The following is a 22,222-nucleotide window of genomic DNA, read 5'->3' on the forward strand; positions in this document are numbered from 1 at the left end:
CCAACCAGACAGGGAGTCTCCCATGGCATTTCTCGAACCGTCTGCCCCACAGGGGCCCACTGCTTACCGTGCACCTACCGAGCCACGCAGTGCCTGGCTGGCCCTGGCCAGCGAGATCGACCCGGAGGTGGCCCGCTACTTTCTGGTGAGTGCGCGCTGCGGCTGTTTCATGCAGGCCGCGCGCAGCCTGAATATCAAGGCAACCCTGTTGCGCAAGCGCCTGGCCCAGCTGGAAGAACACCTGCGCCATGCGCTGTTCAGCTACCAGGGCAACGGCCTGGTGCTCAGCCGCGACGGCCAGCAGTTGCAGGCCCAACTGATCGCCCTGGCCCATGAACGGCGCCTGCCGGTACTGGAACAGCCGCTGATTCGCCTGGCGGTGGCCGAGCCGATCCTGCACGACATCCTCGGCCGCGACCTGATCGCCTTGCTGCGCCGCAATGCCAGCGTGCGCCTGGAGATCATCTCCCTCGACAGCCACCTGTCCCTGCAAGCGGTGGACGTGGATGTGGTGCTGTGGCTGGCGGACACCGACGGTCCGGTGCCCGGCCCGAGCTTCGTCACCGAACCGCCGCGGGCGCTGGCGCGATTGCGGTACCTGCCGCATATCGCCAAGCGCTATTCACGCCTGACCACGCGCCCGGACAGCGTGGAAGACCTGGCTGACTACATGCTGGTGCAATGGCAGCCGGACGCCCAGGTCGAGGCCCTGCAGCCATGGAACCAGGTGGTGCAACAGCGCCTGGCGGCGGTGGTGCAGGTGCATGCCTATTCGCTGATGCTGGAGATGATCCGCTGCGGCGCCTGCATCGGTTTGCTGCCGCACTACATGAGCAGCTTCGACCGGGGGCTGGTGGCGTTGCCGGGGTTGTTGGCCGAGGACAGCATGCAGCGCCAGGTGTGGCTGGCGGTGAATGCGCAGGTGCGCCACCCCGAGGCGGTGCAGATGATCGTCGAGTTGATCATCAGCACCTTTGAGGGGCGGCGGGAGTGGTTTGACTAGCGCAGCAATGCGAGGCTAACGGTGTCGTTAGCTTGCCTTGGTATCAACCTTGAGTGTTTCGAGGTATACCAGTCTGGTTTTACCTTCCTCGACCTTGTAGGTAAAGACAGGATATGACTTCCCATCGAACTCGGGGCCGGCTCGGTTAATGGCTCTCTGAAACTGTGGCTTGGCGGCCTCCCAGGTCTGACCGTTTGAACCATAGAAAACCAGGCCGGCCAGTGCGTCGGGTGGCACGCCCACTGTCTGGATTTCGCTGTTTTCAAGTGGGTTGTCGGGATGCTCGCCTTGTTGAGTTTTCAGTTCCGTCAATAAGTCTTGCATGCCTTTGCGGGCGTTCTCCTGCCCCATGTAACGCGTGTCGGCCTGGATGTTCCCAGAGAAGGCATCTTTTTCATGTATGGCGGTGATGTTGTTCTGGAGTTTTTCCGGAAACGCCAAGATGGCCATGTTTCGCGGCAGGGCTCCAGCGTTGTCACCCATTTTGTAGTAGTTGGGCAGCAAGTCTGCTTGAGCCAGGCTCCATTTGCGCAGCCCTCCATGTCCTCTGTTGGCATCGCCCTGTGCGCGAATGTTGTCAAGGGTCTCACCGGTGTTATGAAACTCCAGATGCGCGTTTCTGAGCTGAAGGGTTCTGATCAGTAATCCGTCTTTTTCGAAGGCTTCAATGACGGGGCGATATTGCGTTCCATCTGTTGCAGTCGAGGTTGTTACTTCGGTGGTGGGCACACGATTGTTTTCAACGACCGTTGTTGGTGGTTCGATGCGGCCTCCTGACACGAAGGCATTGTCAGTTAGTGGCGGTCGCCCACTATTTTCGGGCAGCATGCCGACGGCACTGCTTGAGTTTGAACGTGCAGCAGATCTTGATCCTGCAGCACGATGAAGAAACAGCAACATTGCGAAGTTGACCAACAGATCGGCTGCGGCGGTTAGTTTATCGCCCTTTTTACCTTCTTCTTCATTAGTCAGAGTTTCGAGATCGCCAAGGACGCCGTAAAGCTGCATTGCCATGCCGAGGACGGCAGCGGGTCCGCGAAGAACGGGCAATACTGCGGAGAGGACCATAAATCCACCTTCTTTCAGTGTCGCCCACCGACTTTCCGAATCCGAAACCGTGTGCTGTTCTTGCAACGAGATCATGGCCTTGGCATTGGCCTCGTACAGATAGTTCATCAATTGACCGGATTGCAGTTTTGTTTGCAGGTCATCCATCGCAGTTCCGGCGGTGGCGATCGTCGGCGCATCCGGCTTTCGCAATGCATTGAAGTCACTAAAAAAAACTCGGTTAGCTGGCAGGTGAGGTTCGCTGAACCCTCCATGGCGATAAACCGTGCGGCTGGACTCATCCGGTAGCCAGGCAATAATATCGGTTTGCAACTTTCCGGGCTTCTGGATGGCTTCCATCAATGCCTGCCGCGAAGGAAACTGCAGCAAAGGTGCATCGTTCATCAGTGGGCGATAGAGAATATGAGGGCCTTGGGTGCTGTCCTTGGGTTCGATCAGGAACATATTCTCAACAACGTCAGGGCTGCTGCCGGGCTGACGTACGAACGCCAATGGACGCATTGTGATCTCTTTGCCGTCAACCGTTTTATTGCCTGGCGTGGGATCAAGAATTGCCTGGAGATAGCGAAACCCCATTGCGTTATCGAAGCCGGACTCGCCTTTGGCGGTCAGTTCCAGGGCTTTGATTTTTAATTCAATGGGCACTTGCTGCCCATAACGTTGTTGGCGCTCTGTCTTTTTAGTTGGGTCGTCAAGCAATTCCTTTTTAAGTAACTCAGGATAGTTCTTGCCGACATCGATGCCCGCAATAAGCGTGTCGAAAGCATCTCTATTGCTTAGGGCGGGTATAAGCGCTCCCGTTGTTTTGTTTCGTACTTCTACTTCGGTGAACATGAACTGTGCAAGGTTCTGCATGAACGCTTCGGTGAGGGACATTTTACCGGACTTTTGGCGCACTAACGGGGTTGTAAGGTAGGCAAGATTCGTGGAGTAGTGCACTTCCACATCATCGATATCACAGGTGAAGGGGGGCGGTGAGAGGGCTTTTACTTGGTCCTGTATATACGTGTGGAGGTCAGGGATCCCGCTGTTATAGGTTTGTTCTTTGTTGCGATGCATGTAGCCCGCCAATTCCGTGGTGAGCTCATACAGCATGAAACGGTTGACATCGGTGGTGTTTTTTATCCAGTCGGACACCTTTTCCGCGGCTGCGTCAGAGGGCTGGGAGGAGAGCAGTGCAGGGTAGGTGGTGACTGCATCCGCGTTGTTTCTGTTGATAAGATTGCTTGCCTGGATATAGAACGCATCGGCATCCACTTTGGTCACTTCAGTGCTGAACGTTGCGTTCGGTTGTTGTATTTTCAGGTTCCCTTCCCACGCCTGTTTGGCTGCATTCAACGAGTTGTAGGGGGTCACCTTGCCGCTCGGCTCGCACACCAGCACGAGCGTACGCCCCGGGTACATACGTTCTATGACCAGGTTGGGGGTCAGGGATTGCGGGGTATCGGGGCGGGCATTGTCGGTGCTGGAGAAAGCGAACACGGTTACGGAGCTATCCGCCAATTTGGGGCGTGTCGAGCCGTGGGGGTACCTGGCCACCAGGTCGAGGGTTTCCCGTTGCATGTCATTCAACCCAGGGTGTTTCATACTGGCCAGGAGCAGGTTGCTGCGCATCAGTTCACCGAGCATCAATCGGCGATCTCCGCCGAAAATGGACGCGTCGGCACCGACACCAGGGGCGGGTTCATTGAAAGGTGGCTTGCCCCAATAATCGAGCCTGGCTGCTTGCATGGCTTCGTCCAGCTTGCCTGGCAACTGACTGATAGCCGTTTGCAGCGCCGATCTATCGATGTTCAGCGCGGTGCCCGGCGGATTGCCCGTAAGTGCCTGCGCGTTCGCACGCGTGTCGACAAACTTGCCGTCATGGCTGAACACCGGTGCATCGGCACCGGCAATGTGGTTAAGGGCGAGTTCCATAAGGGGTGTTTCCAGGAACTGGCCCGGATTCTGCGGGTCCGGGGCGGCGAAGGCCAACTGCTGGACATCGACGTTCAGAGAGGGAGATGCCGTGCTGATGGCATCCTTTAGCAATCCGGCTACCACTGTTTGACGGTTCGGTTCGCCCCCAAACAGACGCTGTCCGATGATATCCGCTGGCGTTACAGGCTGGGCGGATGGCTTGGCCGGCGTAGGTATGGCCGCGTCGATCTGGTTGCGTCTGAACGGCGTTGTGGGAACGGGGAAGCTTGGTGGGGGGAGTCCTTCTGTACGCGCCAGGCGCTGTTTGGCTGCCTGTTGGTGTTCGCGCACAGCAAGGGAGAGTGGGTCGTTTGGAGGATTGTCTTTGTCCAGGGCAGGGAACCCATCGCGAATGAGTGCTGCGCTTTGTTCGAGCCACTGCGGTGAGCCGTAATGCTCGCGGACTCCGTAAAAATCCAGAATGCCCGCCATGGGGAGATTTTCCCTAACGTAGTTATAGTTCTGCAATCTCTGCGAACTGCTACCCCTTATCTCGCGCGCCGCTTTCAAAATGTCATCTTGAATGGGTTTCCAATGTCGATTTTTAACCGGGAAATGGATCCATTTGAAGCTGCCGTCCGAGCTCCTTATCTTGCAAAACAGAGTCCCTTTATTATCGATTTCTACAGTTCTTGGATCTACGCAGTGTGTTTGCATGAACTTCTTGAAAGTATCGCTGGAGAGAGCCTCTTTATAGGCTTGCACTGCCTGCATATAGGATGAATCCTTAGGAAGGTCGGAGACCGTCAATTCAGTCGCTTCGTTCTGGCCGCCTGTGGCTTTGACTCCCACCCATCTGCTGACATCACGGGCAAGTTCCCGGTCGGCCTCCTCGACACGTTGCGAGATTGTCGGCGTGCGGTTGGCATCTGCTACACCCCGGGTTTCGTTGTAGGTCGCCGTGGCGATGGCGTTCTCGACTTCGCCTTGTGCCTTCCTGACGCGCATGAATTGCGGCGCCAGCGGACCGTTGTGGGGCATCAGGGATTTGAAGGTGCCGCCCTGGAGGCTGCGGATTGAACTGAGCAGGTCGAACTGACGGTTCACGGGCTCTTCGCCATAGAAGTTACCCACTACGTCAATGGGGGCACTGTGTTCGCCGGTGTACGGGAACGATTCAACTCGACCGGCAGCCACCTCTTTTGCCGCGGCTGCGACAGCGGCGCTGGCTTCTCTCCAGCCAGGCGTATTGCGCGAGAAAAGTTGAACTTTGCCATTGATAGTGCATTCCATAGAGTCCGCATGGGGGAACCACCTGAGGCTGGAAATATCGATGTTGTGGTTCTTGGCATAGCTTGCGAACGGCTCTTGTTTGAGCGCCAGTGTGAAGAGTGCCCAAGCCTGGCCGAAGGTGGAAAACGGTGGAATGTCAGTGACCGTGGGTGGCTGGTCGGCGGTTTTCGGAACAGAACCTTTGCGACTTTCCAGCAGCATCAATGCGGCGCAATACTGGCTCGCCATTTCCTTATCGCTCTTGTGCAGCAGTTGCTTGCTTTGTTCCAGGGTGTGTTGAAAATGGGGATCCCTGGGGCTGGGCGGTGGATTCACAGGCCACTGTGTGACGGTTTGAATCAGTGACCGTTTGGTCCTGCCCTGTACTGACGGTTCGCCGTCCTGAGCGCTCGCCGATGATCGGGTTGTGGCTGGCTGTGGTTGTACGGTTACCGGCTGGGACATGATGGTCATAGGATTTTCTCGTAATGGTCAGGGAAAAGACGACACCGTAATCGCGTTTTGTTGCCTGCGACCTGTGGCTTGTAGGGAGTGGCATGTCTAAACTCGGCAGTTCCGCCCATGTGTTTCTGGTGTATACGGAGCCCTATCCCGATGCAGAGCGAGCAGTGATGCAGGCCACCCGCTTGACCCTCATTTGCCACGCCGCCACGCCTGCTCAACAGTACGGGCGTTTTCCCGATAACGAGTCCGTGGCGATGGATTGGCAAGCCGCCGCGCTGTCCCTGGCCGGGCGCTATAAGAAAACCCCGCGCCTGGTGTGTGCGCCCGAGGCACGCGCCAGGCAGACTGCAGGACTATTCGGCAGTGACGCGGTGATTGAGGATGCCCTGCGCGATGGCGATTTCGGACGATGGAAAGGTGTGGACATTGGTCGCCTGCACGGCGATGAGTTGCAGGCCTGGCTCGCTGACAGCGCCAGCGCGCCCCATGGCGGCGAGTCGGTCGATCAGGTGTGCAGGCGGGTGGCGCAGTGGATGCAAACCCTGGAGGCCCAGCCCGGGCACATCGTGGCCATCACCCATCCCTTTGTCGTCCGCGCCGCGTTACTGCATGTCATGCAGTGCCCGGTGTCGATGTTCTACCGGATCGACGTCGAGCCGCTGTCCGCCACCGAGCTGCGCTTCAACACGGTGTGGCGCCTGCGCCTGGAAACTCACGCCTGAGGGCGTGAACATGGCAAAATCCACGCCCCGCAATGAGAGCACCCCATGAAACGCATCCAGATCATCGGCATTGGCGCCGGCAACCCTGACTACATCACGATGCAGGCCGTGAAGGCGCTGAACCGCACCGACGTGTTTTTCCTGATGGACAAGGGCCAGAGCAAGGACAAGCTGATCGACCTGCGCCGTGAGATCTGCGAGACCTATATCACCGAACCCGGCTACCGCTTTGTCGAGGCCGACTGCCCCGAGCGCGTACGCGGCGACGTCGACTACACCACCGCCGTGCAGGACCTCAACCGCGACAAGCAGGCCACCTTCGAGCGCATGATCAACGAAGAAATGGCCGACGGTGAAGTGGGCGCCTTCCTGGCCTGGGGCGACCCGGCACTGTACGACAGCACCATCCGGATCCTGCAGGCGATCCTGGCCAGTGGCCGCTGCGCCTTTGAATTCGAGGTGATTCCCGGCATCACCAGTGTGCAGGCCCTGGCGGCCCAGCATAAGGTGCCCTTGAACCGTATCGGCAAGTCCATCGAGATCACCACGGGGCGTCGCCTGGCGGCGGGGCAGGCCAGCGAGGCCGATACCCTGGTGGTCATGCTCGACGCAGAAGATTCCTACCGCACGGTGGCTGATCAGGACCTGGAGATTTACTGGGGCGCCTACCTGGGCACGCCGGATGAGATATTGATCAGCGGCAAGGTCAGTGACGTGGCGGAACAGATCGAACGGGTGCGCAAGGCGGCGCGCCTTGAGAATGGCTGGATCATGGACACCTATTTATTGCGCAAACCCTGAGGTCATTTCCCATGCTCAAACTGTTTGCCTTGGCGCTGACCCTGATGGCCGGCGTTGCCCACGCCGATTCCGAGTTGCACACCGATTTGCCGCTGGCGTACCTGGAACAGACCCAGGGCGATGCGCGCAACGAGCCGCTGGTGATTTTCCTGCACGGGTTCGGCAGCAATGAGGAAGACCTGTTCGGCATCAAGGACGCACTGCCGTCCACCTGGACCTACCTCTCGGCCCGTGCGCCGACGCCGGTGCAACCGAATGGCTTTCGCTGGTTTACCAAGACCCCGGGTGACGGCGATTACGATGGTGTGACCGCCGATTTGCACAGCAGCGCCCAACTGATCAAGGATTTTGTCGGCCAAGCCACCGCGAAGTATCACACCCAGCCTGACCGCGTATTCCTGGTGGGGTTCAGCCAGGGCGCGATCATGGCGTATGAGGTGGCTTTACGTGACCCGCAGCTGGTGCGTGGCATTGCGGCGCTGAGTGGCAGCGTGCTGCCGGTGCTCAAGGCTGAGCTCAAGCCGGATCAACGCTTGAACAACCTGGCGATCTTTATTGGCCATGGCACCCTGGACCAGGCACTGCCCTATGCCTCGGCGACGCGGGCGAATGAGGTGTTGGTGGGGCTTGGGTTGAAGCCGGAGTTTCATGGCTATCCGGGGATGAACCACACGGTCAGTGAGGCGGAGGTGCAGGACCTGAAGGCCTGGCTGGAAACGAGTTTGAAGTGAGCGCGCTGAACAAAGGTGGGAGGGGGCAAGCTCCCTCCCACCTTTGATGGGTGTTGTCAGGACTCTTTGTTATTTGCCGCCGGTAATCTGCTTCACCAGCTCTGCATGCCCCTTCGCATCATCGGCCCGCGAGATCGCCTGGATTACCAGCAAGTGGTTGCCGGAGCCGCCGAGGAACGTGGAGTTCAAGGTCTTGCCGCCGCCCTGGGTGGCGGTGCTGTCCACCTGGCGCAGGCCGAGGCCCTTGAAGGTCAGTTTCTTCTCGCTCAGCTTCTTGAAGTCGGGCAGGGCAGCACTCTGGTCCTTGACGAAACCGGCCACGGCACCATCGAGGAACTGCGGGTCGTTGTCCTTGATGCTCACCCCGTCGTTACGCACGGTTTCGGCGACGATCACCACGCTTTTCGTGCTCTGGTTGGCGTACATCGTGCCTTGGGTATTGGCGCTGCCGTCCTCGGCCTTGCCGGCCGGGAGGGTGTCGGCGGCATATCCCTTGGGCAGGTTGAAGTTGAACTTACCGCCCAGGGTGGAGATGGTTTGCGTGGCCGGCTTGGCGGCGGCGAAGACGCTGCCGGCGGTCAGCGCGAGGGCCAGCAGGATAGCGGTCTTGGTGAACGTGGCCATGAAGCGCTCCAGGGGTGAACGAGATTGCGGCACATTCTGTCAGAAAATTCGCAATATCGTTCGCCCTTAGCCTCACACCTTGTCGGACTCTTCCTCAAGCCGATCCATTTCAAACAGTCGCGCCAGTTCCGCCCGGGCTTCCTGGGCGGTCTGCATCACCTTGGCCGCATCGTCGTACACCGCGTGCTGGGCGGCGAGCACTTGCAGGTCGTGGTTCTTGAAGCGGGTGATGCGGGCATCGGCCTGGGCCTGGGTCAACCCGAGGCCCACCAGGGTACGGCGGCTCATTTCCAGGCTGGAGTAGAAGGTCTCGCGAACCGGCGAGGCGTCGAGGTCCACCAGGCGGTGCACGTGCTGGCGGTTACGCGCACGGGCGATGATCTGCATGTGCGGGTAGAGGTTGCGCACCAGTTCGGCGGTCTTGATGTTGATCTCCGGGTCGTCCATGGCGATCACGAAGAACTCGGCCTGGTCGACCTTGGCGGCGTGCAGGATCTCCGGACGTTGTGGATCACCGTAGAACACCGGCATGCCGCCGAAACTGCGGGTCAGTTCGATGGTTTCCACCGAGGTGTCGAGGGCGATGAAGGAGATGTTCTGCGCGCGCAGGATCCGCGCGACGATCTGGCCCATACGGCCCATGCCGGCGATCACCACGCGCGGCGCATCGCTTTCGATGGTGCGGTATTCCTCCGGTACTTCCACCGGCTTGACCTTGGGCTTGAACAGCTTGGGGCAGACCAGCAGCAACAGCGGGGTGACGGCCATGGACAGGGTGATGGTCAGCACCAGCACGTCGTAGAGGTGCGGTTCGAACAGGCCCTGGTCGCGGCCGATCTTGAACACCACAAAGGCGAACTCACCGCCCGCCGCCAGCACCACACCCAGGCGCAGGGCGCTTTCGCGGTTGAGATCACCTACCATGCGGCCCACGGCGTACAGCAGCGGCAGCTTCAAACCGATCAACAGCAGGGTCAGGCCGATCACCACCAGCGGCGAGCTGAGCAGCAGGCTGAGGTTGGCGCCCATGCCCACGCTGATAAAGAACAGCCCCAGCAGCAGGCCCTTGAACGGCTCGATCTGGGATTCCAGTTCGTGGCGATACTCCGAGTCCGCCAGCAGCAGGCCGGCGAGGAAGGCACCGAGGGCCATGGACACACCCACCAGTTCCATCAGCCAGGCGGTGCCGATCACCACCAGCAAGGCGGTGGCGGTGGACACTTCGCGCAGGCCGGTCTTGGCGACGATGCGAAACACCGGCCGCAGCAGGTAGCGCCCGCCGATGATCACCACGGCAATACTGCCGAGGATCTGCAGGACGTGTTGCAGGCCCTGGGCTTCGGTGGCCGGATGATCGCTGCCGGCCAGCAGCGGCACCATGGCAATCAACGGGATCGCGGCGATGTCCTGGAACAGCAGGATCGCAAACGCCAGGCGCCCGTGGGGCTGGTTCAGCTCCTTGCGCTCGGCCAGGCTTTGCAGGCCGAACGCGGTGGACGACAGCGCCAGGCCAAGGCCGAGCACGATGGCGCTGTTCCACGACTGGCCAAACAGCCACAACGCCACCGCGCCCATGACCAGGCCGGTGAGCAGCACCTGGGCCAGGCCGACGCCAAATACCGCCTTGCGCATCACCCATAAACGCTTGGGCGACAGCTCCAGGCCGATGATAAACAGCAGCAACACCACGCCCAGTTCGGAGAACTGCGCGACGCTTTGCGGGTTACCGATCAGGCCCAATACCGACGGGCCGATGATCACACCGGCAAACAGATAGCCCAGCACCGCGCCCAATTGCAGGCGCTTGGCCAGGGGCACGGTCAGCACGGCGGCGAGCAGGAACACCACGGCTGCTTGTAACAGATTGCCTTCATGGGGCATTGCGAACTCCAGGATCTTTAAAACCAATCGACAGGAGGGTATTAGAGCGCTTTTTACCTTTCGAAAATTGTGTTTTTGCTGCGTTTGAGGGGACAACACGCCAGTGTGTGTCTGGCGGCGGGCGGTTCACGCCGGCTTGCGGTACAAACCCACGGCCAGGCCGACGACGATGATCGCAATCGAGATCAGGTCTGGCGCGGGAACGCGCTCGCCAATCAGCAGCATCGAACTGCTGAGCCCGAACACCGGAATCAACAACGACAGTGGCGCCACCATGGACACCGGGTACAGCTTGAGCAGCGAGTTCCAGCCCCAGTAGGCAAAGTGCGTCGCCAGGTACACCTGAAACAGAATGGACAGGATCGCAATGATGTCGAGGCTGGATTGCAAGCCTTCGAACGGCGCGCTGCCATGCATCAGCCACGCCATGAGAAATAACGGGATCGGCGGAAACAGGCTGGCCCACACCATGAACGAGAAGACCTCAGTGACCCCCGACTTCTTGACGATGACGTTACCCACGCTCCAGGCCAGCGCACTGAGTACGATCAACATCACGCCCAGCACTGCGTGGCTGCCTTCTCGGGTGGAGATGATAGCTGCCAGGCCGATCAGGGCCATAAATGCACCCGCCATTTGCGTCCCGCGGAGTGTTTCCCTGAACAACACGCAACCCCAGCCCATGGTGAAAAATACGCTGAGTTGAATGATCAATGACGCGATGCCGGGGCTCACACCCCTCTCGATGCCATAGTTGATCACGCCCCACATGCCCAGCCCGAAGATGACGCCGTAGGCGGCCACGTAGCTGAATTTGACGGCGGGGCGCTTGATGAAGAACACCAGCGGCAGGGCGGCGAGGGAAAAGCGGATGCCCGTGAGGACAAAAGGGTCGACCGAGCGCAGGCCGAGTTTGGTGATGGGGAAATTCACCCCCCATACCAGGGTGACGAGCACGGCTAACGCCAGGTGTTTTTTCAGCATGGAATGTTCCCTTGGTCATGACGCTTTTCGAGGGCGTTGATGTTAGGGAGGGGCGGGTTGGCCCGCTTGCTATACAAGGCCATCTTTTGACAGAATCGGGCCATGATTCCGACCTTTGATTCCGCCAGCCCAGAAGCCGTGGTAACGCTGCGCGAATACCCTTGCGGCACCGTCTTTGAGCGGCACACGCACTCACGTGGGCAGTTCGCCTATGCCTCCACCGGCGCGCTGAAAATGTTCACCGATCTCGGCAACTGGGTGGTACCGCCGCAACGGGCGATCTGGGTGCCGGGTGGTGTGCCCCATGAAATGCATATGCGCGGGGATGTGGTGATGCTCAATACCTACCTGGACGCCGATGCCGCTAAGCGGGCGCGGTTGCAGGAGCGCTGCCAGGTGTTTGAAGTGTCGCCCCTGCTCAGGCATTTACTGGAGGCGGCGCTGGCTATCGACTCCTCGGCATTACCCAGCGTGAGGCATCACTGCGTGCTGACGCTGTTGATTGATGAAATCGCAGCCATGCCCGAGCTGCCACTCAGCGCGCCATTGCCGCGCGAGCCGCGGCTGGCGCGAGCATGTCAGCGCTTCCTGGATGCGCCCACGCAGAAAATCACCCTCGATGAGATGGCTGATTGGTCGAACATGAGCCGGCGCACCTTCACCCGCCATTTCTACGAGGGCACGGGGATGACGTTCGTGTCCTGGCGCCAACAGGTGTGCCTATTGGAAGCCACCGCACGGCTAAGCCATGGCACGTCCATCACCGATGTCGCGTTCGAATTGGGGTTCAGCAGTTCCAGTGCATTCACCTCCGTGTTCCGGCGCAACCTGGGGGATTCGCCGGCGCGCTACCTGGCCAAATCAAAGGCTGCGGCGCAGTTCTGAGCCTTCGCGACCGCCACGCCGGTCAGGATTCACCGTTCTGCAGGCCTCCCTTTGTTATTATCGCCGTCCCTCGTCACCAGGAGTCACCGGCCCATGCAGCACCAGTGGGATGAAATGCACCGCACCCGCAAGCCCACGTTCGTATTGTGCGGCGAGCCTCAGGGCGATGTGCTCAATCTCTATGTTCACGGTTACTCGGCGTTCTTTAACCGGCAACAGCTGGGCAATTTCAAGCAACAGCTGGCGGGTATCGAGGGTTCGACCAACCTGATGCTGTTCTGGCCGGCGGGGCATTTCCTGGAAAACCTGTTTGCGCCCTTCAAGGAGGTGATCGCCGCGATGCTGGGGGGCGGCAGCATCGGTGCCGCGACTGTCGGCGTGGGCAAGGCGATTGCCTATTTTCTCGACCACTACAAAAGCGTCGAGGCGCGGGTGGACGAAGTGGCCAGGAGCTTGCTGCCGGAGCTGGCCAGCTACCTGCATGGCGAGGCGCTGCCTGTGCGGCGTATCAACCTGATCGGGCATTCCCTGGGGGCGCGGATTCTGGTCAAGAGCCTGCTGGCCAGCCCGGATACCGCCCGGGAACTGCCGTTGGACAACCTGCTGTTGATGGGCGGGGCGATCTGTACGTCCAGCCCTTGGGATGAGGTGTGCGCGCCGCTCAAGGGGCGGGTGATCAATTGCCACTCCAGCAAGGACTGGGCCCTGGCCATGAAGCCGGACACCGAGCGGTGCATCGGCCGGTATGCGATCCCGGTGACGCCGGCGCTCAAGGCCAAGGTCACCAATGTGCACCTGGCCACCTTCGATCACGCTGCCTACTGGCCGCAGTTGCAGACCGTGGTGCAGTACACCGACCTGTTGCACGAGCGGCGCGGCCTGATCCGCGCCGACCAGCGCAGCAGCGAGGTACGCTTTGCCGAAGAGGACACCGACTTGTTAGCGGCCCTGGTGCAGGCGCGGCCGGAGGAGCTGGCGTTCCTGGCCGAATTGATGGCGCAAAAGCGCAGTGCATCGATCGACGCCACGGTGCGCGAGCCGCTCAAGCTGGCCATCGAGTTGCAGCGCATGGGCGGCGACAGCTTTATGAACCTGGCCCGTGGCCATGGCGTGAACTATCGGCAGATTGCCGAAGAGGTGGCGCAGCGACTGGGAATCAAGTTTGCCGAGCCCGTTGAAACGGTGGCATTGGCTGACCTCGAAGCCCGGGTCGCGGAAAAACTGCTCGAGCAGTACAAGGACAAACTCAGCCACGCCGACCGCCAGGTATTCGATGCTGAACTCAAGACGGCCGCGCAAAAGGAGCAGGGTCTGTTCAGCCGTTTCGATGTCGGCCGAACAGCCACTACGGCGTTGAGCGGCACGGCGCTGGCCGGGTTGACCGGGTTTATCCTGCGTCGGGGTGCGGCCTCTGCGATCCCGGTGGTCGGCCAGGCGTTGGCGGCGGCGATGCTGCTGGTGAGCGGTGTACGGGCGTTTTCCGGCCCGGCTTACTCGATCACCACCCTGGCCGTGCTGGTGATCGGGGTGATTCGCCAGCGCATGGAGCGTGAAGCCTTGAATCAGGAGATGGACCTGGTGGTACAGGTCGTGGAGGCGTTTGACCTGCCTCGGGAGACGGTGATGCGCACGGTTGCTTCCGACTGATAAGCTGAGCCCCTGTCGAGTGTGTTTGCCTGGGATACCGCGTGAAATTCAGCCTGCCGAAAATCGCTACCGCTCCATTCTGCCCGCCGGAAGTGGCCGGCTCCGTTGCCGTTGACCCCAAGGCGTCCTTCTTCAAGCGCATCCTGATGTTCGCCGGCCCCGGCCTGCTGATCTCCATCGGCTACATGGACCCGGGCAACTGGGCCACGGCCATCGAAGCCGGGTCGCGCTACGGCTACAGCCTGTTGTTCGTGGTATTGCTCGCCAGCCTGGCGGGGATGGCGGTGCAGTGCCTGTGCTCGCGCTTGGGTATCGCTACCGGCAAGGACTTGGCGCAACTGTGCCGTGAGCGCTACAGCAAACGCTCGGCACGCACCCAGTGGGTGCTGGCGGAAATCTCCATCATCGCCACCGACCTCGCCGAAGTACTCGGCTGCGCCCTGGCGTTTCACCTGTTGCTGGGCGTTTCCCTGACCACCGGCATTGTCATCACCGCCTTCGATACGCTGTTGGTCCTGGCCCTGCAAAACCGGGGGTTCCGCCGCCTGGAAGCGATCATGCTGGCGCTGGTGGCGACCATCGGCGTGTGTTTCTTCATTGAGCTGGTGCTGATCAAACCGTATTGGCCGGATGTGTTCAGCGGCTTCACCCCATCACTGTCGGCCATCAGCGATGCCGCGCCGTTGTACCTGGCCATCGGTATTCTCGGCGCCACGGTGATGCCCCATAACCTCTACCTGCACAGCTCGGTCGTGCAAACCCGCCTGATCGGCAAAGACCTCGCCAGCAAACAGGACGCGGTCAAGCTGGCCCGGATCGACACCATTGGCTCCCTGGCCCTGGCACTGCTGGTCAACGCCGCCATCCTGATACTCGCGGCCTCCGCCTTCTACAAGACCGGGCACACTGAGGTGGTGGAGATCCAGGACGCCTACCGCTTGCTTGACCCGTTGGTGGGCGGCGCCTTTGCCAGCATCCTGTTCGGCATCGCCTTGCTGGCGTCCGGGCAAAGCTCGACCTTTACCGGCACCATCGCCGGGCAAGTGATCATGGAGGGGTATCTCAACCTGCGCATTCCCTGCTGGCAACGCCGCCTGATCACCCGTGGGCTGGCGCTGATCCCGGCGTTTCTCGGGGTGTGGTTGATGGGCGACCAGGCCATTGGCAAGCTGCTGATCCTCAGCCAGGTGGTGCTCAGCCTGCAGTTGCCGTTTGCGTTGTACCCGTTGATCCGCATGACCGGCGACAAGCAGCTGATGGGGCCGTTCGTCAATCGCCTGCACACCCGGGTGCTGGCATGGTTTCTGTTTGCGCTGATCAGTGGCGCCAATGCGTGGTTGATCGGGCAGTGGGTGTTCTGAGTTCCAGGCCGTAGGTGCGGGCTATACCAGGATTGCCAAGGATGTGTACTGGGCAATCTGCGTGTCGGCGGTCAATAGCCTCATCGGTTCACTGATGGCTGTCGCTACGATGAGCCGATCAAAAGGGTCTTTGTGATGAGGCTCAAGCTCCTTGACGGCAATCGCGTGTTCCGAGGTGATGGGCAGTTCGACGAAACCGCTTTCAAGGCAGTATCCCCGGATTTCGTCCAGGTCTGCATCGAGTTTTCCAAGGCCGACCTTGATCGCCATTTCCCAGAAGGTTGCCGCGCTGACGTAGATCTCTGCGGCATTCTCGATCAGTCGTCGGGCTTTGCTGGATAGCTTCGGGTCGTCACTCAGTGCCCAGAGCAGAACATGGGTATCCAGCAGCACCCTCATGGATGGCTGCCCTCAAACGCATCCAGCAGATCGCCTGGCAGGGGCGCATCAAAGTCCTCGGGGACAACGAGCTTTCCTTTCATCGCGCCAATTCGCTGACCGTTGGATTTCCCCACGGGAACAAGTTGTGCCATCGCACGCCCATGCTTGGCAATGGTGATAATTTTGCCGGCGGCGGCGTCATCCACCAGTTTTGACAGGTTATTTTTTGCTTCGCCCAAGGGTACGGTAATCATGAGGTGCTCCGCGTATTTTGGCCAAATATAGCCAAAACTGGGTGAGCTATCCAAGACGAGCCGACCGCTGGTTGCCGCCTCACGTTCAGCGCGTGACGGCTTTGGGTACATGAAAACCATGGCATCTCTCCAAAAAGGACATCGCCAAAGTCTGCCCCAATGCACCCGGTCCAAAATAGGGTGGCCCGTTAAATCAGACCGAACCTACTTTTACTACTCGGAAAATTCCTCAACCGTTTATCGATCCCAATACGGTACCGTCCCAAAACACTCCACGAAATAATCGATCACCGTGCGCACCTTCAGCGACAGCCTGCGGCTCCCCGGCCACAGCGCCGCGATCTGCTGCGGCTCCAGCGTGGTCGCCACTTCATATTCCGTCAGTACTGCTTGCAGGGTGCCAGCGCGCAGGCCTTCGCCGATCAGCCAGGACGGAAACACCACCAGGCCCAGGCCTTGTTCAGCGGCGTGGGTGAGGGTGTCGGCGTGGTTGCCGGTGATCGGGCCCTTGACGCTGTAGGGCGTCCAGTCGTCCTGGCCTTTGCGGAAGAACCAGCGTTGCTGGCCGGTGATGCCCTTGTAGGCCAGGCACTGATGATGGAGCAGTTCCTCGGGGTGCTGGGGCGTGCCCTGGCGGGCCAGGTAGGCTGGGCTGGCGGCGAGGCGAAAGCGCTGGGGGGCGAAGATGCGTGCCTGCATGCTGGAATCGTTGAGCACGCCGATACGGAACAGCAGGTCGGTGCCGTCTTGCAGCGGGTCGACGTATGTATCGGTTTGCTGGATGTCCAGTTGCAGCTTCGGGTAGCGCCGGCATAACTCGCCCAGCCACGGTGACAGGTGACGCTGGCCGAACACCATCGGCGCGTTGATGCGCACCAGGCCGCTGGGTTCGCTTTCCTGTTCCTGCAGGGCCTGGCCGGCAGCTTCCAGCTGTTCGAGCAGCAAGCGCGCGTGTCGCCCCAGCAGGCGCCCGGCCTCGGTGGGGCTCACTGCGCGGGTGTGGCGGTAGAGCAACTGCTGGCCGAGGGCCTGCTCCATCAGTTGGATCTGCCGGGAGATGGAGGAGGGCGCCAGGCCTTCGCGGCGGGCCACTTTGGAAAAGCTGCCGTGGTCCAGCACCGCGACGAACAGGCGCAGCGCCTTGAAACTCAATTCATTCAAGCCCTGCATCAGGCCTCCGGGTTGTGCGTATTGCGCAAAGGTGTTGTCGGCATACTCCCATTTATCGCACAGGCAGGCCACCGGATAATGCGCGCCATGTTTCCTTTATTGACGCGCAGGTGATGTATGCAGGCCAGTTCTATCGAGGGTGTGGCGCAAGCCAGGCCAAAAAACAGCCTTTTACGGTTGCTGTTGTTGCCGCTGGTGATCCTGGCGGGCATGGGGCTGTCGGTGGAGGCCGGGTTGCTCGGGCCATTGGGCGTGCAGGTTGGGCATTTATGGGCAACCTTGAGCATCTTCGGTGTCGGCTCGGCGATTCTGTTTTTGCTGCTGCTGTTCAGCGGCCCGCAAAAGGGCCCGGCGTTGTCCGAGTTGCCGCGCTGGCAACTGATCGGTGGGTTCCTGGGGCCGATGTATGTGGTGGTGCTGACCCTGGCCACGCCGCACATCGGTATTGCCATGACCATGATCGCGATTTTGTCCGGCCAGGTGGGCAAGAGCGTGCTGATCGACCATTTCGGCTGGTTCGGCACCGCACGCAAACGGGTCAATGGCGAGCGCTGGATAGCCCTTGCGTTGATTGTGGCGGCACTTGTTCTGATTGCACGAGGGTAAGGCGATGAATCTGATTCTGTTATTGGTGCTGGTGATCGCGGCGGGTGCGGTGCTGAGTGTGCAGGCGGCGATCAATGGTCGCCTGGGCCAGGCGGTGGGTGTGTTGCGCAGCAGTCTGTTGACCTTTGCGGTCGGCGCGCTGACCACCGCGCTGTTGATTTTCTTCTTTGAGCCGGCCCAGTCCGTGAGCCTGCTCGACGTACCCAAATGGCAATTGACCGGCGCCCTGTTCGGCGTGGTGTACATGATGGTGATGGTCGGGGCCGTGCCGGTGGTCGGTACTGCAGTGGCGACCGTGGCCGTGATTACCGGGCAATTGGGCATGGGCATGCTGATCGACAACTTCGGGTGGCTGGGCAACCCGGCCGTCGAACTGTCGAGCAGCCGCATCCTGGCGATGGTGTGCCTGGCTCTGGCCTTGGTGTTCATGTACCGCAGCAATACGCGCACCGACTGATGGTTTGAACCATCGCCGAGGCCTGGCAGTCACTGCTTAAGGTGCCGGCAACCGCCGCACCGGACGACCATGAAGAAGGAGTCTGGCCATGCCTGATCAAACCTGTGCCTGCCCGCATTGCAAGTGTGTGCTGGGCGTCGATGCGGTAATGAAGGACGGTAAGGGCTATTGCTGCCAGGGCTGCGCCGAGCATCATGCCCATGGCGAGCCTTGTGCGGCGGCGACGGGGTGCGAGTGCGCCAAGTCGGCTAAAGGCTGAATACGTTCGCAGGGAGCGTCGATAGCGGGCTCCCTGCGTATCCCTTACTGGGGTTCCAGCTCCAGGCGCAGGCTGTGGTCGGACAAGCGCCGGCTGTCTTTTACCACGCCGCTGGTTCGTCGACCTTCGAGGGCCAGCACCAGGGTCTGCGCATCATGCAAATCGTCCGGCAGCGGCTGGAACACCTTCAGCACCAGCCAGCCGGGCTTATGCTGCACGCTCACCTGGCACTCGACATGCTTGGCCAGTGGCCCGAACAATGTGTCCCGGGTGTAATCGATGCGTGCCTTGCCGTTGATTGAATCCATGCTCATTTCTCCTTGATCAAGCCTGGGCGCGCGCATCCGAGCGGCGCCATTGCACGTTTTTTATGCCGAATTTCTCGGCCTGTTCCTGGCTGGTTTTCTTCACCCGCTCGCGGGCGAAACGGCCGATACGGCCCACGCCAGCGTCACAGCTTGCCCAATGCCAGGCCTCCAAGGTATCCAGCTTTTCCAGACGAATAATGAAGGACTTGGCTTCGCCATGAAGGGTGTAGTCGATCACAAACAGTTTTGCGTTATTCATTGGCCCCTCAACCCTGGTGGTGTAAGCAAGTGATCGCCCTCGGCGGCAAAAATTCACTCGGATTGTCCGGCGGTGGTCATTACCATGGCGGCTGACTCCCGATAGATGTGCTCCCCATGGCCCTGGCCGCACCCCCTGACCTCAGTGATCACGCCGTCCCCGTGCAACCCTTGGCGCGTACTTACCCGCGTGGCCTGTACGTGGAGCCCCATCGCCACGACTGGGGCCAATTGCTCTATGCCATGAGCGGCGTGATGTGGGTCGAGACCCCTCGGGAGGCCCTGGTGGTACCGCCCCAGCGCGCCGTCTGGCTGCCGCCGGGCGTGGAGCACGGCATCCGGGTGGTGTCGGATTTGCAGATGCGCAATATCTACTTGCGCCCGGCCTTGGCGGCGACATTGGACCGCCAGGTGCAGGTGATTGAAGTCGGTGGGCTGCTGCGTGAGTTGATCGTCACGCTGGTGGAGCAGGGCGACCGCGATGACGCGGGGTATTACGACGCGGTGGTCGGCCTGGCCCTGCTGGAGTTGCGCCGGGCATGCCGCTCGCAGATTCGTATCGCCATGCCGGTGGAGGCCGATCGCCGGCTGATCAGCGCGTGCCAGGCGGTCATGGCGGCGCCGTCCCTGGAGATTCCTTTCGAGCAGCATGCGGAAGCGGCCGGTGCCAGCGTGCGCACCTTGGCGCGGCTGTTCCAGCACCACCTGGGCATGGGCTTTGCCGAATGGCGCCGCCAGGTGCAATTGGCCACGGCGGTGGCCGAGTTGATCCAGGGTCAGTCGGTCAGCGCTATCGCGCGTTCCCTGGGCTATTCGCCGAGCAGTTTCAGCGACATGTTCCGGCGTGAACTGGGGATGGCGCCTTCCCAGTATGTGAGTTGGCCGAAATCCTGAAGCGTTTGGCCGATGCTGCCGGGATGGGCTTCCTACACTAAGCCCATCAAACCACCAGGCGTCGCCCCCATGAGTTACCTGATCTCCCTTGCCATTGGCCTCTTTGTCGGCGTGATCTACGGCGCGCTGGACTTCCGTTCGCCCGCACCGCCTGCTATTGCGCTGGTGGGCCTGATGGGCATGCTGCTCGGCGAAAAACTCTGGCCCATGGGGCGGCAGTTGCTCAGCGGTTGGTGGTCCTGATTCCTCTTCTCCCTTCGATGGATACTGGCAATGAAAGCACTGCAATTTTCCGCTACTGGCGACCTCGGCGCCCTGAGCTTCGTCGACGTCGCCACGCCGGTACCGGCCGCCGATGAAGTGCTGGTACAGATCAAGGCGGCGGGCCTCAACCCCAGCGACGTGAAGAACGTACTCGGGCGTTTCCCCTACACCACCGTGCCGCGCATACCTGGCCGCGACTTCGCCGGCGTGGTCGTGCAGGGGCCCCAGGCGCTGGTGGGGCAGGAGGTCTGGGGCACCGGTCGCGACCTGGGCTTTTTCGCCGACGGTTCCCACGCCCAATACCTCACCGTGTCGGCCAAAGGCGTGGCGCATAAACCTGCCCACCTGAGTTTTGCCCAGGCCGCCAGCCTGGGTGTGCCCTACACCACGGCCTGGGATGCGCTGCAGCGCAGTGGCGTGGGCAAAGGGACGCGCTTGCTGGTGATCGGCGCCAATGGGGCGGTGGGCAGCGCGGCATTAGCCTTGGGGAGGGTTCTGGGTGCCCAGGTGTTGGCGGCGGTGCGCAAGGCTGACCAGGTCGAGGTATTGCAGGCGCAAGGGTTCGACGCGATTGCGTTGGGCAAGCCCGAAGCGCTGGGCGCGCAGGTGAATGCGGTGTTCAAGGGCGGCGCCGATGTGATCTTCGACACTACCGGTTTCTGGCTGCCGGCGGCCGTGGCAGGCCTGGCGCCGTTCGGTCGCATCGCGATCATTGCCGCGCCGGTGGACGGTCACGTACAACTGCCGGCCCTGGCCCTGTATCGCAAGGGCGGCTCGGTGGTGGGGATCAATTCATTGCTCTACAACTGTGAGCAGTGCGCGGTGATGCTGGAGCAGTTCGGACGTTTTTTCGACGAAGGCTTGTTGCCGCTGCCCACCGGCCTGCGCGAGGTGGCGCTGGCCGATGGCGTGCAGTGCTATGAGGACGTGAATCAAGGCAGTGCGGACAAGATCATCTTGCTGCCTTGACCCTTGTCGCTCCGCACTAGGCTTCTGGGACGCCTTTTTCCCACGCCTGCCAGTTCTTGAGGATCGCCTGTACCAGCGGGTTCCCCGTGCGGTACAGGTTTTCCAGCGCCGGTACGAACCCGCCCTGGTCGGCGTACTTGAGCAGGTTGTCGACTTCGCTGTAGCCGGGGTATGGGCGGTCGAAGTCCGAACCGGCACGTACGACGGCCAGGCGCTGGATGTCCACCAACCCCTCGCGGCTGGCGCGCAGCAAGGCTTCGTAGGTGGAGTTGTCTTCCTGTTGGGTGGTGCAGTACTCGCCTTTGTTATCCGTGAGCAGCTTGGTCCACACCTCGGCGCGTTCGCTCAGGCGCGTACCGGAGAACCAGGTGTTGCCCGCCAGGGTGTCGCAGCGGGTGACTCGCGGCGGCTGGTTGGCGGGGGCGGCGGGGTAGTGTTTGCGCCAGGCGGCGGACTCTTTGCTTTCCGTAAGTTCGACGGTGTGCGACAGGGCGAACGCCTTGGCCTGCAGCTTGGGGTTCAGCTCAAACACTTCGGTCTTGTAGTCCAGCGGCGGCTTTTCGTTGGGCCCCTTGGTGTTGATGCCAAGGTAGCCGGTCGGCCAATCCTTGGGCGCATCCCGCGAATCCAGCTCCCACTGGGTGCCGAACTCCACCAGGTAGTGGGCCCAGGCGGCAGTGCCGATGGTGCCGTGTTTCGGGCTGATCCCGGCAATCCCGGCGATCAGGAAATAGCTCTGGCGCAGGTCGAACTTGGGCGACAACGCCAGGGCCAGGGTGGACGCGGCGGCGTTGGTCTGGCCCATGCCGGTCACCAGCAGGCACACGTCCCGGGTGTTGCAGCGGATCACCGGGTATTCGGCAGACAGGCCCGGCACGCGCACTTCCTGCTTGAGTTCCAGGCGGTCGATCCAGGTTTGCGCCTCGGGGGCGAACATGGTGATCAGCATCACCTTGGGCTTGATGGGGGCAGCAGAATCAGCCAGCACCACATGGGGCAGCAGGGCAAGGCCGACGGCCAGCGAAAGACGGGTAAATGTATTCATCTAATACTCCTTGA

23 protein-coding genes are annotated in these 22,222 nt (G+C 61.0%); 13 read left to right on the forward strand and 10 right to left on the reverse strand.

All coding sequences use genetic code 11. The features are described from left to right. The first annotated feature begins 22 nt into the window (after positions 1-22). On the forward strand, positions 23-1,003 hold the full coding sequence (locus tag J1N02_RS26680) for a LysR family transcriptional regulator (protein ID WP_027607527.1): 981 nt from the start codon (positions 23-25) through the stop codon (positions 1,001-1,003). Positions 1,004-1,030: 27 nt separating this feature from the next. On the opposite strand, the gene J1N02_RS26685 is transcribed toward J1N02_RS26680, so the two are convergent. Continuing rightward, positions 1,031-5,716, reverse strand: coding sequence for a dermonecrotic toxin domain-containing protein (locus tag J1N02_RS26685; protein ID WP_421148014.1), 4,686 nt, complete (start codon positions 5,714-5,716; stop codon positions 1,031-1,033). 158 nt (positions 5,717-5,874) lie between these two features. Between J1N02_RS26685 and J1N02_RS26690 the strand changes: the two genes are divergently transcribed. Genes J1N02_RS26690 through J1N02_RS26700 form a run of 3 tightly spaced genes read left to right on the forward strand, consistent with a single transcriptional unit; the run spans position 5,875 to position 7,961 of the window. Beyond that, complete coding sequence (locus tag J1N02_RS26690; protein WP_027607525.1) at positions 5,875-6,429, forward strand: histidine phosphatase family protein; 555 nt, start codon at positions 5,875-5,877, stop codon at positions 6,427-6,429. 45 nt (positions 6,430-6,474) lie between these two features. Continuing rightward, on the forward strand, positions 6,475-7,230 hold the full coding sequence (gene cobF / locus J1N02_RS26695) for a precorrin-6A synthase (deacetylating) (RefSeq protein WP_092357727.1): 756 nt from the start codon (positions 6,475-6,477) through the stop codon (positions 7,228-7,230). A gap of 11 nt (positions 7,231-7,241) precedes the next feature. Further along, positions 7,242-7,961, forward strand: coding sequence for an alpha/beta hydrolase (locus J1N02_RS26700; protein ID WP_027607523.1), 720 nt, complete (start codon positions 7,242-7,244; stop codon positions 7,959-7,961). A 69-nt stretch (positions 7,962-8,030) separates the two neighbouring features. Here J1N02_RS26700 and J1N02_RS26705 read toward each other — a convergent pair whose 3' ends face one another. From J1N02_RS26705 to J1N02_RS26715, 3 genes are all read right to left on the reverse strand, one after another. Beyond that, positions 8,031-8,585: a hypothetical protein gene (locus J1N02_RS26705; RefSeq protein WP_027607522.1), complete on the reverse strand. Its 555-nt coding sequence runs from the start codon at positions 8,583-8,585 to the stop codon at positions 8,031-8,033. Between the two features lie 72 nt (positions 8,586-8,657). Beyond that, positions 8,658-10,466 carry a monovalent cation:proton antiporter-2 (CPA2) family protein gene (locus J1N02_RS26710; protein ID WP_092357729.1) on the reverse strand — a complete coding sequence of 603 codons (1,809 nt, stop codon included), beginning with the start codon at positions 10,464-10,466 and terminating at the stop codon, positions 8,658-8,660. Positions 10,467-10,592: 126 nt separating this feature from the next. After that, complete coding sequence (locus J1N02_RS26715) at positions 10,593-11,450, reverse strand: EamA family transporter (protein ID WP_421148015.1); 858 nt, start codon at positions 11,448-11,450, stop codon at positions 10,593-10,595. 102 nt (positions 11,451-11,552) lie between these two features. Here J1N02_RS26715 and J1N02_RS26720 point away from each other — a divergent pair, with 102 nt between their 5' ends. The 3 genes from J1N02_RS26720 (at position 11,553) to J1N02_RS26730 (ending at position 15,343) form a co-directional block, all read left to right on the forward strand. Continuing rightward, on the forward strand, positions 11,553-12,335 hold the full coding sequence (locus J1N02_RS26720) for an AraC family transcriptional regulator (RefSeq protein WP_027607519.1): 783 nt from the start codon (positions 11,553-11,555) through the stop codon (positions 12,333-12,335). A gap of 93 nt (positions 12,336-12,428) precedes the next feature. Continuing rightward, positions 12,429-13,982, forward strand: coding sequence for a DUF726 domain-containing protein (locus J1N02_RS26725; RefSeq protein ID WP_092357733.1), 1,554 nt, complete (start codon positions 12,429-12,431; stop codon positions 13,980-13,982). A gap of 41 nt (positions 13,983-14,023) precedes the next feature. Further along, positions 14,024-15,343: an Nramp family divalent metal transporter gene (locus J1N02_RS26730; protein WP_368963749.1), complete on the forward strand. Its 1,320-nt coding sequence runs from the start codon at positions 14,024-14,026 to the stop codon at positions 15,341-15,343. Positions 15,344-15,364: 21 nt separating this feature from the next. Here the strand turns inward: J1N02_RS26730 and J1N02_RS26735 are convergent, their stop codons facing one another. The 3 genes from J1N02_RS26735 to J1N02_RS26745 form a co-directional block, all read right to left on the reverse strand. Continuing rightward, on the reverse strand, positions 15,365-15,742 hold the full coding sequence (locus J1N02_RS26735) for a type II toxin-antitoxin system VapC family toxin (protein ID WP_027607516.1): 378 nt from the start codon (positions 15,740-15,742) through the stop codon (positions 15,365-15,367). Further along, positions 15,739-16,089: a type II toxin-antitoxin system Phd/YefM family antitoxin gene (locus J1N02_RS26740; RefSeq protein ID WP_371914519.1), complete on the reverse strand. Its 351-nt coding sequence runs from the start codon at positions 16,087-16,089 to the stop codon at positions 15,739-15,741. Before J1N02_RS26740 ends, J1N02_RS26735 begins: the two co-directional genes overlap by 4 nt. Positions 16,090-16,215: 126 nt before the next feature. Next, positions 16,216-17,148 (reverse strand): LysR family transcriptional regulator, encoded by a 933-nt coding sequence (locus tag J1N02_RS26745; RefSeq protein WP_421148016.1) that lies wholly within the window; start codon positions 17,146-17,148, stop codon positions 16,216-16,218. Positions 17,149-17,265: 117 nt separating this feature from the next. Between J1N02_RS26745 and J1N02_RS26750 the strand changes: the two genes are divergently transcribed. From J1N02_RS26750 to J1N02_RS26760, 3 genes are all read left to right on the forward strand, one after another. Beyond that, on the forward strand, positions 17,266-17,754 hold the full coding sequence (locus J1N02_RS26750) for a DMT family transporter (RefSeq protein WP_027607513.1): 489 nt from the start codon (positions 17,266-17,268) through the stop codon (positions 17,752-17,754). Positions 17,755-17,758: 4 nt separating this feature from the next. Beyond that, positions 17,759-18,211 carry a DMT family transporter gene (locus J1N02_RS26755; protein WP_027607512.1) on the forward strand — a complete coding sequence of 151 codons (453 nt, stop codon included), beginning with the start codon at positions 17,759-17,761 and terminating at the stop codon, positions 18,209-18,211. Between the two features lie 88 nt (positions 18,212-18,299). Further along, positions 18,300-18,470 carry a metallothionein gene (locus J1N02_RS26760; protein ID WP_074846300.1) on the forward strand — a complete coding sequence of 57 codons (171 nt, stop codon included), beginning with the start codon at positions 18,300-18,302 and terminating at the stop codon, positions 18,468-18,470. Positions 18,471-18,514: 44 nt separating this feature from the next. On the opposite strand, the gene J1N02_RS26765 is transcribed toward J1N02_RS26760, so the two are convergent. After that, on the reverse strand, positions 18,515-18,778 hold the full coding sequence (locus J1N02_RS26765) for a hypothetical protein (protein WP_027607511.1): 264 nt from the start codon (positions 18,776-18,778) through the stop codon (positions 18,515-18,517). Positions 18,779-18,794: 16 nt separating this feature from the next. Beyond that, positions 18,795-19,037, reverse strand: coding sequence for a DUF6555 family protein (locus J1N02_RS26770; RefSeq protein ID WP_027607510.1), 243 nt, complete (start codon positions 19,035-19,037; stop codon positions 18,795-18,797). A gap of 116 nt (positions 19,038-19,153) precedes the next feature. Here J1N02_RS26770 and J1N02_RS26775 point away from each other — a divergent pair, with 116 nt between their 5' ends. From J1N02_RS26775 to J1N02_RS26785, 3 genes are all read left to right on the forward strand, one after another. Beyond that, positions 19,154-19,930 carry an AraC family transcriptional regulator gene (locus J1N02_RS26775; protein ID WP_146478184.1) on the forward strand — a complete coding sequence of 259 codons (777 nt, stop codon included), beginning with the start codon at positions 19,154-19,156 and terminating at the stop codon, positions 19,928-19,930. A 69-nt stretch (positions 19,931-19,999) separates the two neighbouring features. Beyond that, complete coding sequence (locus J1N02_RS26780; protein WP_098479756.1) at positions 20,000-20,173, forward strand: DUF1427 family protein; 174 nt, start codon at positions 20,000-20,002, stop codon at positions 20,171-20,173. 30 nt (positions 20,174-20,203) lie between these two features. Continuing rightward, on the forward strand, positions 20,204-21,163 hold the full coding sequence (locus tag J1N02_RS26785) for a quinone oxidoreductase family protein (RefSeq protein WP_169899881.1): 960 nt from the start codon (positions 20,204-20,206) through the stop codon (positions 21,161-21,163). 16 nt (positions 21,164-21,179) lie between these two features. On the opposite strand, the gene J1N02_RS26790 is transcribed toward J1N02_RS26785, so the two are convergent. After that, the gene (locus tag J1N02_RS26790; RefSeq protein ID WP_027607507.1) at positions 21,180-22,208 is read right to left on the reverse strand and encodes a purine-nucleoside phosphorylase; all 1,029 of its coding nucleotides are present in this window, start codon (positions 22,206-22,208) and stop codon (positions 21,180-21,182) included. Between the last annotated feature and the right edge of the window lie 14 nt (positions 22,209-22,222).

This window comes from Pseudomonas sp. NFX5 (assembly GCF_049132125.1).
Classification (GTDB): Bacteria; Pseudomonadota; Gammaproteobacteria; order Pseudomonadales; family Pseudomonadaceae; genus Aquipseudomonas; species Aquipseudomonas marginalis.

Bases quoted from the DNA above. Each gene is read 5' to 3' on its own strand.
- J1N02_RS26680 (WP_027607527.1), top strand. From the start codon at position 23: ATGGCATTTCTCGAACCGTCTGCCCCACAGGGGCCCACTGCTTACCGT.
- J1N02_RS26685 (WP_421148014.1), bottom strand. From the start codon at position 5,716: ATGACCATCATGTCCCAGCCGGTAACCGTACAACCACAGCCAGCCACA.
- J1N02_RS26690 (WP_027607525.1), top strand. From the start codon at position 5,875: ATGCAGGCCACCCGCTTGACCCTCATTTGCCACGCCGCCACGCCTGCT.
- cobF (WP_092357727.1), top strand. From the start codon at position 6,475: ATGAAACGCATCCAGATCATCGGCATTGGCGCCGGCAACCCTGACTAC.
- J1N02_RS26700 (WP_027607523.1), top strand. From the start codon at position 7,242: ATGCTCAAACTGTTTGCCTTGGCGCTGACCCTGATGGCCGGCGTTGCC.
- J1N02_RS26705 (WP_027607522.1), bottom strand. From the start codon at position 8,585: ATGGCCACGTTCACCAAGACCGCTATCCTGCTGGCCCTCGCGCTGACC.
- J1N02_RS26710 (WP_092357729.1), bottom strand. From the start codon at position 10,466: ATGCCCCATGAAGGCAATCTGTTACAAGCAGCCGTGGTGTTCCTGCTC.
- J1N02_RS26715 (WP_421148015.1), bottom strand. From the start codon at position 11,450: ATGCTGAAAAAACACCTGGCGTTAGCCGTGCTCGTCACCCTGGTATGG.
- J1N02_RS26720 (WP_027607519.1), top strand. From the start codon at position 11,553: ATGATTCCGACCTTTGATTCCGCCAGCCCAGAAGCCGTGGTAACGCTG.
- J1N02_RS26725 (WP_092357733.1), top strand. From the start codon at position 12,429: ATGCAGCACCAGTGGGATGAAATGCACCGCACCCGCAAGCCCACGTTC.
- J1N02_RS26735 (WP_027607516.1), bottom strand. From the start codon at position 15,742: ATGAGGGTGCTGCTGGATACCCATGTTCTGCTCTGGGCACTGAGTGAC.
- J1N02_RS26740 (WP_371914519.1), bottom strand. From the start codon at position 16,089: ATGTACCCAAAGCCGTCACGCGCTGAACGTGAGGCGGCAACCAGCGGT.
- J1N02_RS26745 (WP_421148016.1), bottom strand. From the start codon at position 17,148: ATGCAGGGCTTGAATGAATTGAGTTTCAAGGCGCTGCGCCTGTTCGTC.
- J1N02_RS26750 (WP_027607513.1), top strand. From the start codon at position 17,266: ATGCAGGCCAGTTCTATCGAGGGTGTGGCGCAAGCCAGGCCAAAAAAC.
- J1N02_RS26755 (WP_027607512.1), top strand. From the start codon at position 17,759: ATGAATCTGATTCTGTTATTGGTGCTGGTGATCGCGGCGGGTGCGGTG.
- J1N02_RS26760 (WP_074846300.1), top strand. From the start codon at position 18,300: ATGCCTGATCAAACCTGTGCCTGCCCGCATTGCAAGTGTGTGCTGGGC.
- J1N02_RS26765 (WP_027607511.1), bottom strand. From the start codon at position 18,778: ATGGATTCAATCAACGGCAAGGCACGCATCGATTACACCCGGGACACA.
- J1N02_RS26770 (WP_027607510.1), bottom strand. From the start codon at position 19,037: ATGAATAACGCAAAACTGTTTGTGATCGACTACACCCTTCATGGCGAA.
- J1N02_RS26775 (WP_146478184.1), top strand. From the start codon at position 19,154: ATGGCCCTGGCCGCACCCCCTGACCTCAGTGATCACGCCGTCCCCGTG.
- J1N02_RS26780 (WP_098479756.1), top strand. From the start codon at position 20,000: ATGAGTTACCTGATCTCCCTTGCCATTGGCCTCTTTGTCGGCGTGATC.
- J1N02_RS26785 (WP_169899881.1), top strand. From the start codon at position 20,204: ATGAAAGCACTGCAATTTTCCGCTACTGGCGACCTCGGCGCCCTGAGC.
- J1N02_RS26790 (WP_027607507.1), bottom strand. From the start codon at position 22,208: ATGAATACATTTACCCGTCTTTCGCTGGCCGTCGGCCTTGCCCTGCTG.